This window comes from Rhizobium sp. P1_E6, from assembly GCF_056405875.1.
On sequence record NZ_JBFUBG010000045.1, the window covers coordinates 39,031 to 48,395 of the forward strand.

Genomic DNA, 9,365 nt, shown 5'->3' on the forward strand with positions numbered 1-9,365 from the left:
CAATGCCAGACTATGATTATATCCGCAGCGGAGACGCGATCTACGAGCGCTCCTTCGCAATCATCCGCAGCGAAGCCGATCTCTCGCGTTTTTCGCCCGAGGAGGCGGATATTGCTGTCCGCATGATTCATGCTTGCGGGTTGGTCGAAGCCGCACAGAATTTTGTCTTCTCGCCGGATTTTGTCCATGCGGCGCGCATCGCACTGCAGGATGGGGCGCCGATCTTCTGCGATGCAGAGATGGTCGCGCACGGCGTGACCCGCGCCCGCCTGCCGGCTCAAAACGAGGTGATCTGCACCCTGCATGATGTCCGCACCCACGAACTTGCCCGTGAAACCGGCAATACCCGCTCGGCCGCCGCCATGCACCTCTGGCTCGATCGGCTGGGCGGCAGCGTGGTTGCGATCGGCAACGCGCCGACGGCCCTCTTCCATCTTCTGGAACTGCTGCGTGACGGCGCGCCGAAACCGGCTGTCATCATCGGCATGCCGGTCGGCTTTGTCGGTGCTGCCGAATCCAAGGATGCGCTTGCGGAAAATTCCTATGGCGTTCCCTATGCCATCGTCCGTGGCCGGCTCGGTGGCAGCGCGATGACGGCGGCCGCCATCAATGCACTTTCGAGGCCCGGCCTATGAGCGGCCGCCTGATCGGCGTCGGCACCGGACCCGGCGATCCTGAGCTTCTAACGATCAAGGCCGTCCGCGCCATCGAGAGCGCCGACGTGATTGCCTATTTCGCCAAGGAGGGCAGGGGCGGCAATGGCAAGGCGATCGTCGAGCATCTGCTGAAACCCAGCGTCGAGCTGCTGCCACTTTATTATCCGGTCACGACCGAACTCGACAAAAACGATCCGCTTTATCAGAGCCGCATCATCGGTTTCTATAATGCATCGGCCGATGCCATCGCCCATCATCTCGCTGCGGGCCGCACGGTTGCGGTACTGAGCGAAGGCGATCCGCTATTCTACGGCTCCTACATGCATCTGCACGTGCGGCTGGCGCAGCGCTACCCGACCGAAGTCATCCCCGGCATCAGCGCGATGTCCGGCTGCTGGTCGCTTGCAGGTATGCCGATCGTCCAGGGCGACGATGTACTCTCCGTGCTGCCGGGCACGATGGCCGAGCAGGAGCTCACCCGCCGTCTCGCCGATACCCAAGCTGCCGTCATCATGAAAGTCGGCCGCAACCTGCCGAAGATTCGCCGCGCGCTACAGGCCGCCGGCCGTCTTGGCGAGGCCGTCTATGTCGAGCGCGGCACCATGGCGAATGCCGCGATGGTGAAGCTTGCCGAGAAGGACGAGAGCGAAGCACCCTACTTCTCGCTGGTGCTGGTTCCCGGCTGGGAGGCCAATCGATGAGCGGCCGGCTGTTCGTGATCGGTACCGGTCCCGGCAATCCGGAGCAGATGACGCCGGAAGCATCGGCTGCCGTGGCGGCCTCCACCCAGTTTTTCGGTTATGGACCCTATCTCGATCGCCTGACGCTGCGCGCCGACCAGACCCGGCATGCCTCCGACAATCGCGAGGAACTGGACCGGGCAGGGGCCGCGCTAGCGCTCGCAGCCAGGGGCGCCGATGTCTGCGTCGTCTCCGGCGGCGATCCCGGCGTCTTTGCGATGGCAGCCGCCGTCTGCGAGGCGATCGACAAGGGATCGGCGGAATGGCGCGACGTCGACCTCGTCATCCTTCCGGGTATCACCGCCATGTTGGCGGTTGCCGCCCGTGTCGGTGCACCGCTCGGACATGATTTCTGCACGATATCGCTGTCGGACAATCTGAAACCCTGGACCGTCATCGAAAAACGCCTGGAACTTGCAGCACAAGCAGGCTTCGTCATTACGCTTTACAATCCGATCAGCAAGGCGCGGCCCTGGCAGCTCGGCAAGGCATTCGAGCTGCTGCGCCGGTACCTGCCTGAGACAACACCGGTTATCTTCGGCCGAGCGGCCGGACGGCCTGACGAACGGATCGCGGTGCAGCCGCTCGCAGAGGCCAATGCCGATATGGCCGATATGGCGACTTGTGTGATCATCGGATCGCCGGAGACGCGGATCGTTGCCCGCGAAGGGCGGCCGGATCTGATCTATACGCCACGCTTCATGGCCTCGGAGACGAGATGATCAATCGCTTCGAGCGCCGCCTCCACCGTTTCCACCGTCATCATGGCGGCAGCTGGCGCGCGGGCGATCACGACAACCTTGATACCGAGCACACGTGCGGCTTCGATCTTCGCATAAGCAGCCGAGCCGCCGCTATTCTTGGTGATGATGGCCTCGATGCTGTGTTTCCGCAGGAGATTAAGCTCGCCTTCGAGCGCGAAGGGACCGCGGTCGAGGATATATTCGACGTCGGCAAGGGCAAGCGGCGGATCGACAGGATCGACGCTGCGCACCAGATAGGAATGCTGCGGAGCGACCTCGGCATGAGGGGCGCCCTGGCGGCCGGTCGCCAGAAAGACACGGCGCGGTGTCGGGCCAAGCGAGGCGATAGCCGATGGAATATCAGGAACGATGTGCCAATGATCGCCCGGCACTGGCACCCATTCGGGACGGACAAGTGCGATGGTGGTTATGCCGCTGCGTTCGGCTGCGGCGGCGGCATTGGCCGAAATGCGTTCGGCGAAAGGATGGGTAGCATCAATCAGCAGGTCGTAGCGTCCGGCTATCAGGAAATCGGCGAGGCCTTGCGCACCGCCGAAGCCGCCGATGCGGACGGGAACCGGCTGTTCTGCAGGAACTTCCGTGCGGCCCGCCAGCGACAGCAGGATATCGAGGTTTTCTCGCGCGGCAAGTTCGGTGGCGAGTCTGCGCGCTTCGCTCGTGCCGCCGAGGATCAGAATGCGGGTCCTGTCCATGTCTGATATCTCCCCCACCGGCCCGCGCTGGCTTACTCTTATCGGTATCGGCGAGGATGGTCCAGAAGGCCTTGGCGAGGAGGCAAAGCGCTTGATCGCTACCGCCCCCGCCGTCTTTGGCGGCGCACGCCACCATGCGCTTGCCGGTCCGCTGATTTCGGGCGAGCGCATTGCCTGGCAGAGCCCTTTCGAACAATCCGTCGAGGCGATCCTGACACGACGCGGCACACCTGTCGTGGTACTGGCCTCGGGTGATCCCTTTCTCTATGGCGTCGGAGCGACGTTGTCGCGCTATGTCACGGCGGCCGAAATGCGCACCATTCCTGCACCATCCGCATTCAGTATCGCCGCCGCGCGTCTCGGCTGGCCGCTGCAGGAGACGGCCTGCGTGTCGCTGCATGGACGCCCGCTCGATTTCATCCGCCCGCATCTTCATTCCGGCCGGCGCATTCTGGCGCTAACCTCCGATGAGAAAGGGCCGCAGGCACTTGCCGAACTGCTTGCTGCCGATGGGTTTTCCGGGACACGGCTGACGGTTCTCGAAGCGCTCGACGGCAAACGGGAGCGTATCAGGAGCACGACAGCATCAGCCTTCAATCTCACCGATATCGACCCGTTGAATGTCTGCGCCCTCGAAGTAGCAGCGGGGGCAGGGGCGCGCATCCTGTCCTATGCTTGCGGCCTCGATGACGCGCTCTTCGACCATGACGGGCAGATCACCAAGCGGGAGATCCGCGCCATCACGCTCTCAGCGCTTTCACCGCGCCATGGTGAAGTCCTCTGGGATATCGGCGCCGGCTCGGGTTCGATCGGCATCGAATGGATGCTTGCCGATCCATCGCTCAGGGCGATCGCCATCGAGCAGGCACCGGCGCGGGCCGCCCGTATCGCCCGCAATGCCGCCGCCTTCGGCGTGCCGCAGCTTGCGCTTGTCGAAGGAACAGCACCTGCAGCACTTGCCGGCTTGCCGGTACCGGACGCGATTTTCATCGGCGGAGGCGGCAGTGAAGCCGGTGTGATCGATGCGGCGATTGCGGCCCTGAAGCGGGGAGGGCGGCTCGTCGCCAACGCCGTGACGCTGGAAATGGAAGCGATGCTCTTGGCAGAATATGCCGCACGCGGCGGCTTCCTGACGAAGATCGAAATTGCGCGCGTCGCATCCGTCGGCGGCATGAGCGGTTGGCGGCCGGCCATGCCAGTCACGCAGTGGCTCTGGATCAAGGAATAAACGAATGACGGTTCATTTCATCGGCGCCGGACCGGGCGCAGCAGATCTCATCACGGTTCGCGGACGCGACCTGATCGGCAAATGCCCTGTCTGCCTTTATGCCGGTTCCATCGTTTCGCCGGACCTCCTGCAATATTGCCCGCCGGGGGCGCGCATCATCGATACCGCGCCTCTTTCGCTCGACGAGATCGAGGCCGAATATCTCCGCGCAGCGGAGGCTGGTGAGGATGTGGCACGGCTGCATTCCGGCGATCTCTCGGTCTGGAGTGCCGTTGCCGAGCAGGTCCGCCGGCTGGAAAAGCACGCCATCGCCTATACGATGACGCCGGGCGTACCGGCCTTCGCTGCCGCCGCCGCCGCACTCGGCCGAGAACTGACGATCCCCGCCGTGGCCCAAAGCCTCGTGCTGACGCGTATTTCCGGCCGCGCCTCGCCGATGCCGAACGAGGAGACGCTCGCAAAATTCGGGGCGACGGGGGCAACGCTTGCCATCCACCTCGCCATCCATGCGCTGGCTGAGGTCGTTGCGGACCTGACCCCGCTTTATGGCGCCGATTGCCCTGTCGCAATCGTCGTGAAAGCCACCTGGCCTGACGAGCGCATCCTGCGCGGCACGCTCGCCGATATCGAGGAGAAGGTGGCGGCCGAGCCGATCGAACGCACGGCGATCATCTTCGTCGGCCGCTCGCTTGCATCAGAGGATTTTCGCGAAAGCTCGCTCTACGACCCTGCCTATCAGCGCCGCTTCCGCGGTCGGGAATAGGCGTCTCAGACCTTCGCTGCGAGATAATCCATGCTCGCTTTCAATGCGGCGGCGGGATCCTTCAGCGCATGGACTTCGGATGCGAAAGGCTCGAAGGAGAAAAGCCCCTTGTAGCTTGCCTGCAGCAGCGCGCGGATCTGGGCGGCATTGCCCACCCGGTCATCGGCGTCGACGAGAACCCGGTGCGGATCGCGCATGTCGGCGATGGAAACGGCTGGATTAATGACGCCGGAAATATGCACCAGCCCCGTCAGATGTGGGAAGAATGGCGTTTCACCCGCCAGGTGATGATGGAAGGTGTCGTGCACCAGCCGGAAAGTCGGCAGCGCGCCGAGCGTCTCGATTGCGTCGGCGGCTTCCGCCTTGGAGCGTAACGAGCAGATCTCGAAGCCCAGCGGCTCCACGAGACCGACAATTCCGGCGGCATCGAGCATCGGGCGGAGTTCTTCGAGCGAGCGGCGCAGATTGGCCTGCCGTTCGCCATCGGCGCGTCCCGTGCCGTCATTCTTCGGAACCAGCACTAGCGCTTGCGAGCCGACGGCCTTGGCATAATCGATCAGCTCGCGGGCCTCGCGCTCGCGCGTCGCATTCCATTCGTTGAAGCGCTGCAGCGCATTGATGGAGATGATCGCAACGCCGTGGCGAGCCGCCGCAGCCTTGATGACATCGGGCCTGGTGCCATCAAGGATGGCGTTGCCCGAGAGATCGTTGCGGATTTCCACTGCATCGATACCGAGCGAAACGGCAAGCGCGAAAAAATCCTCGATCGAAAGCAAGGGCGCTGCCATATGGTTCAGCGCAAAACGAATGGATGCCATGCGAAGTCTCCTCCTTGCCTCTCAGGTAAGAAGCAATGTGAATGTCTAATCGAATTTCTACTGGAATTTGCCAGCCAATCCACCTGCTGCGCACCATCAAACCCTGTCATCGCTGATAGATTTTCCATGAGAATGATGGGCTTCCATCATTTCAACAGCCGTCTGTTCCGCAAACGCGGGCTTGAAACCGCTGCACCCTTTAGCGGGGACTGCTCTAGATATTCTCCGGCAGAAAAATCTCGAAGGGCAGGAAGGACTGGCCTGGAACGGCGATTTCGCCGTGTTCCAGCGCGCCGGTCATCAGCGCCACCGCTTCCTTGCAGAGTGCGGTCAGCGGCGTTGCGATCGCCATGGTGACGATGCCGTCGGCAAGCCCGGCCTTGCTGTCGCCGGTCAGCTCATTGACAACAAGCACGATGCGGCCGGCGATGCCCTCTTCCCGAAATGCCGAGATCGCCCCCTCCATGCCGCCGCCGCAGACATAGAGGCCGACGAGATCGGGATGTTTCTGCAGGAGCGTCAACGTCGCCTCATGGGTGATTTCGGGCGTTTCCAGATTGATCAGCGTTTCGACGACCTCGAAATCCGCGGCCTCTTCACGGAAATAGGAGCGGAAGCCCATTTCGCGCAGCTCATGACCATGAAAACGATGGCTGCCGACGAAACAGGCAACCTTGCCGGGCCGGCGGGCAGCTTTGGCAATCATCCAGGCGGCAGTGCGGCCGACCTTTCGATTGTTGACGCCGACGTAGGCGTCCCGCACGCCGGTCGCAAGATCGGAGAGGAGCGAGAAGACCGGAATGCCACGTTCCTTCAGCTCCTCGACGGCTGCCGTCACCGCAGGATAATCCGGACCGACAAGAGCGACGGCCTGGTTCCGGGCGCCGAGCAGCTTGATCTTTTCAATGATCGCGGCGGGCGTCGTCGCGGCAGGATATTCCACCTGAGTTTGGATCCGCGCACTTGTGACATTGCGGGCGGCCATCTCGATCTCGCGGGCGAAGGCCTGATAGAAAGGCTGCGCCGGCTTCTGCAGCAGGAAGGCCAGACGGTATTGCGGCAGATCCTCGAAGACGCGCTGGCGGATCAGACCCACGGCATGATAGCCGATCGACTGGGCCGCATCATAGACACGGCGCGCCGTTTCCTCGCGCACCCGGTGGCGGCCGTTCAGGACACGATCGATCGTCGCGACGCTGACGCCGGAAGCCTGGGCGAGATCGGAGATGGTCGGACGGCGCATGGTTGTTCCTGATAGTTTTCAATCATCAATGAAAGCTGTTTTTGATGGCTTTTGATAGAATGTATCAAGCCTGCATTGAGCGCCTTTCGAAGTCAACCTATTCTCCTGATCCAGAGCTTAGCAGGGAGGAAAGCATGGCTGGCGGGGCAGGCAAGCGCGATTACAGCCTCTTGGGAGAGAACGGCAGGACGGCGGTGGAAACCGGTCTTGCGGCTGCGCAATGGTATCACACCGACGTTTCGCGTAAGGAGATGAAGGCGCTGATGCAGCGCTCCGATGCACCGGCCATTCGCGACACGGGGCTGTGGCTTGGTAGTATGGTCGTCTTTGCAGCACTTGGCATTTATTTCTGGGGCGCCTGGATCGCCGCGCCCTTCTTCCTGGCTTACGGTGTGCTCTACGGCTCGGCCTCCGACAGCCGCTGGCATGAATGCGGCCACGGCACGGCCTTCAAGACGCGCTGGATGAACGACGTCGTCTATCAGATCGCCTGCTTCATGATCATGCGCAATCCGGTGACCTGGCGCTGGAGCCATACGCGCCACCACACCGACACCGTCATCGTCGGCCGCGACCCCGAGATCGCCGTCATGCGGCCGCCGGATCTCTTCCGGCTGATCCTGAATTTCTTCGGCATTCTCGATGCCTGGCATGCTGTCATCGACATGATCAGAAATGCGGCCGGCATCGTCAGCGCCGAAGAAAAGACATTCATCCCCGAGATGGAGCAGCCGAAGACGATCCGCATCGCCCGCATCTGGCTGGCGATCTACGTCGTCACCATCGCGCTTGCCATCACCATGGGCTCGATCCTGCCTCTAATGTTGATCGGCCTGCCGCGCCTTTATGGCGCCTGGCATCACGTCCTGACCGGCCTGCTGCAGCATGGCGGGCTTGCCGACGACGTCATCGACCACCGCCTGAACAGCCGCACGGTCTGCATGAACCCGATCAGCCGCTTCATTTACTGGAACATGAACTACCACGTCGAGCATCACATGTTCCCGATGGTGCCCTATCACGCGCTGCCGAAGCTGCATGCAATGATCAAGCACGATCTGCCGGCGCCCAATCCATCGATCTGGTCCGGCTACCGCGAGATGATCCCGGCCTTCCTGCGCCAGCTTCGTAACGAAGATTATTTCCTGAAGCGGGAACTGCCGGCCACGGCGCGGCCCTATCGCGAGGAATTCCACGTCGAACTGGCACCCGCAGCCCAATAACAGGATCAAGGGAGGAACAGAGATGAGCGGAAACTGGATCGAGGTTTGCGGCAAGGGCGAGATCGACGAGGAAGACGTCATGCGTTTCGATCATGGCGGGCGTACCTTCGCGGTCTATCGCAGCCCGGACGACGAATTCTTCGCCACCGACGGGCTCTGCACTCATGAGCAGATCCATCTCGCCGATGGGCTCGTCATGGACGAGATCATCGAATGTCCCAAGCACAATGGCCGCTTCAATTACAAGACGGGCGAGGCCAAGGGAGCTCCGGTCTGCGTCAATCTGAAGACCTATCCCGTCAAGATCGAAGACGGTGCTGTCTTCATCGCGATCTGAGGTGCGCCATGGCCCATTGCGTCATTGTCGGAGCAGGCGAGTGTGGGGCACGCGCCGCCTTCGCGCTCAGGGAAAAGGGATTTGGCGGAGAGGTCACGCTGGTTGGTTCCGAGCCGCACGCGCCCTATGAACGGCCGCCGCTTTCCAAGGCCGGTCTTGCCGGCGGTGTCGATCCAAAATTCATCGCGTCACACGAAACCTATCCCGCTGGCAATATCCGCCTGGTGACGGGCGTAACCACAATCAGCGTCGATGCTGTGGCGCACACCATTGCCCTGTCGGATGGCAGCAAGCTTGCTTACGATCGGCTGCTGCTTGCGACAGGCGCCAGCGCCCGCAACTTTCCGAATGCACCCGAAAGCAGCCATATCCGCTCGCTGCGTACCCACTACGATGCCGTGACGTTGCGCGCCATACTGCAGCCCGGCAGGCGGCTTGCTGTCATCGGCGGTGGCTTCATTGGGCTGGAGGTCGCCGCAACCGCCCGACAGCTCGGCGCCGATGTCGTTCTCATCGAAGGGCTGGAGCGGGTGCTGAAGCGCGGCGTTCCGGAGGAAATTGCCCATGTGGTTGCCGAACGCCATCGCGCCGAGGGCGTCGACCTGCGTTGCGGTGTTTCCATCGAAAGCCTGACGGAGCGGAACGGCAAGGCCGCCATCGTGCTTTCGACCGGCGAGATGATCGAGGCCGATCTGGCACTTATCGGCATCGGCGCCCGGCCGAATGTCGAGCTTGCGGAGGCCACCGGAATTGTTATCGACAACGGCATTGCCGTCGACGACCGGCTGCGCACCTCCATCCCCGATATCTTTGCCGCCGGCGACTGCTGCTCCTTTCCCTTGGCGATCTATGGCGGCCGGCGGGTGCGGCTCGAATCCTGGCGCAATGCACAGCAGCAGGG

At 62.5% G+C, this 9,365-nt stretch carries 11 protein-coding genes; 8 read left to right on the forward strand and 3 right to left on the reverse strand.

Translation table 11 applies throughout. The annotated features are described in order from the left end of the window. The first annotated feature begins 2 nt into the window (after nucleotides 1-2). The 3 genes from AC1D35_RS20685 to AC1D35_RS20695 are packed head-to-tail and all read left to right on the forward strand — an operon-like array spanning nucleotide 3 to nucleotide 2,118. The gene (locus AC1D35_RS20685) at nucleotides 3-635 is read left to right on the forward strand and encodes a precorrin-8X methylmutase (RefSeq protein WP_477939854.1); all 633 of its coding nucleotides are present in this window, start codon (nucleotides 3-5) and stop codon (nucleotides 633-635) included. Next, on the forward strand, nucleotides 632-1,357 hold the full coding sequence (locus tag AC1D35_RS20690) for a precorrin-2 C(20)-methyltransferase (RefSeq protein ID WP_477939856.1): 726 nt from the start codon (nucleotides 632-634) through the stop codon (nucleotides 1,355-1,357). The genes AC1D35_RS20685 and AC1D35_RS20690 overlap by 4 nt, the downstream gene beginning before the upstream one ends. Beyond that, nucleotides 1,354-2,118, forward strand: coding sequence for a precorrin-3B C(17)-methyltransferase (locus AC1D35_RS20695; protein ID WP_477939858.1), 765 nt, complete (start codon nucleotides 1,354-1,356; stop codon nucleotides 2,116-2,118). Before AC1D35_RS20690 ends, AC1D35_RS20695 begins: the two co-directional genes overlap by 4 nt. On the opposite strand, the gene AC1D35_RS20700 is transcribed toward AC1D35_RS20695, so the two are convergent. Next, entirely contained in the window at nucleotides 2,082-2,852 is a 771-nt protein-coding gene (locus AC1D35_RS20700) for a cobalt-precorrin-6A reductase (protein ID WP_477939860.1), read from the reverse strand. The two genes, AC1D35_RS20695 and AC1D35_RS20700, sit on opposite strands and share 37 nt — an antisense overlap. Here AC1D35_RS20700 and cbiE point away from each other — a divergent pair. Together cbiE and cobM are read left to right on the forward strand one after the other, a co-directional pair. Next, nucleotides 2,851-4,080: a precorrin-6y C5,15-methyltransferase (decarboxylating) subunit CbiE gene (cbiE, locus tag AC1D35_RS20705; RefSeq protein ID WP_477939862.1), complete on the forward strand. Its 1,230-nt coding sequence runs from the start codon at nucleotides 2,851-2,853 to the stop codon at nucleotides 4,078-4,080. The two genes, AC1D35_RS20700 and cbiE, sit on opposite strands and share 2 nt — an antisense overlap. Before the next feature lie 4 nt (nucleotides 4,081-4,084). Next, on the forward strand, nucleotides 4,085-4,843 hold the full coding sequence (cobM, locus tag AC1D35_RS20710) for a precorrin-4 C(11)-methyltransferase (RefSeq protein WP_477939865.1): 759 nt from the start codon (nucleotides 4,085-4,087) through the stop codon (nucleotides 4,841-4,843). Between the two features lie 5 nt (nucleotides 4,844-4,848). Here cobM and AC1D35_RS20715 read toward each other — a convergent pair whose 3' ends face one another. Further along, nucleotides 4,849-5,661 (reverse strand): TIM barrel protein, encoded by an 813-nt coding sequence (locus AC1D35_RS20715; protein ID WP_477939867.1) that lies wholly within the window; start codon nucleotides 5,659-5,661, stop codon nucleotides 4,849-4,851. A 214-nt stretch (nucleotides 5,662-5,875) separates the two neighbouring features. Beyond that, entirely contained in the window at nucleotides 5,876-6,904 is a 1,029-nt protein-coding gene (locus AC1D35_RS20720) for a LacI family DNA-binding transcriptional regulator (RefSeq protein WP_477939869.1), read from the reverse strand. Between the two features lie 134 nt (nucleotides 6,905-7,038). Between AC1D35_RS20720 and AC1D35_RS20725 the strand changes: the two genes are divergently transcribed. The 3 genes from AC1D35_RS20725 to AC1D35_RS20735 form a co-directional block, all read left to right on the forward strand. After that, nucleotides 7,039-8,127 carry a fatty acid desaturase family protein gene (locus AC1D35_RS20725; protein ID WP_477939871.1) on the forward strand — a complete coding sequence of 363 codons (1,089 nt, stop codon included), beginning with the start codon at nucleotides 7,039-7,041 and terminating at the stop codon, nucleotides 8,125-8,127. Between the two features lie 22 nt (nucleotides 8,128-8,149). After that, a complete protein-coding gene (locus AC1D35_RS20730) occupies nucleotides 8,150-8,464 on the forward strand; it encodes a MocE family 2Fe-2S type ferredoxin (RefSeq protein WP_477939873.1) in 315 nt (104 codons plus the stop codon). 8 nt (nucleotides 8,465-8,472) lie between these two features. After that, nucleotides 8,473-9,365, forward strand: an 893-nt coding sequence (locus AC1D35_RS20735) for an NAD(P)/FAD-dependent oxidoreductase (RefSeq protein ID WP_477939875.1), incomplete at its 3' end; no start/stop codon positions are given.

Bases quoted from the DNA above. Each gene is read 5' to 3' on its own strand.
- AC1D35_RS20685 (WP_477939854.1), top strand. From the start codon at position 3: ATGCCAGACTATGATTATATCCGCAGCGGAGACGCGATCTACGAGCGC.
- AC1D35_RS20690 (WP_477939856.1), top strand. From the start codon at position 632: ATGAGCGGCCGCCTGATCGGCGTCGGCACCGGACCCGGCGATCCTGAG.
- AC1D35_RS20695 (WP_477939858.1), top strand. From the start codon at position 1,354: ATGAGCGGCCGGCTGTTCGTGATCGGTACCGGTCCCGGCAATCCGGAG.
- cbiE (WP_477939862.1), top strand. From the start codon at position 2,851: ATGTCTGATATCTCCCCCACCGGCCCGCGCTGGCTTACTCTTATCGGT.
- AC1D35_RS20700 (WP_477939860.1), bottom strand. From the start codon at position 2,852: ATGGACAGGACCCGCATTCTGATCCTCGGCGGCACGAGCGAAGCGCGC.
- cobM (WP_477939865.1), top strand. From the start codon at position 4,085: ATGACGGTTCATTTCATCGGCGCCGGACCGGGCGCAGCAGATCTCATC.
- AC1D35_RS20715 (WP_477939867.1), bottom strand. From the start codon at position 5,661: ATGGCATCCATTCGTTTTGCGCTGAACCATATGGCAGCGCCCTTGCTT.
- AC1D35_RS20720 (WP_477939869.1), bottom strand. From the start codon at position 6,904: ATGCGCCGTCCGACCATCTCCGATCTCGCCCAGGCTTCCGGCGTCAGC.
- AC1D35_RS20725 (WP_477939871.1), top strand. From the start codon at position 7,039: ATGGCTGGCGGGGCAGGCAAGCGCGATTACAGCCTCTTGGGAGAGAAC.
- AC1D35_RS20730 (WP_477939873.1), top strand. From the start codon at position 8,150: ATGAGCGGAAACTGGATCGAGGTTTGCGGCAAGGGCGAGATCGACGAG.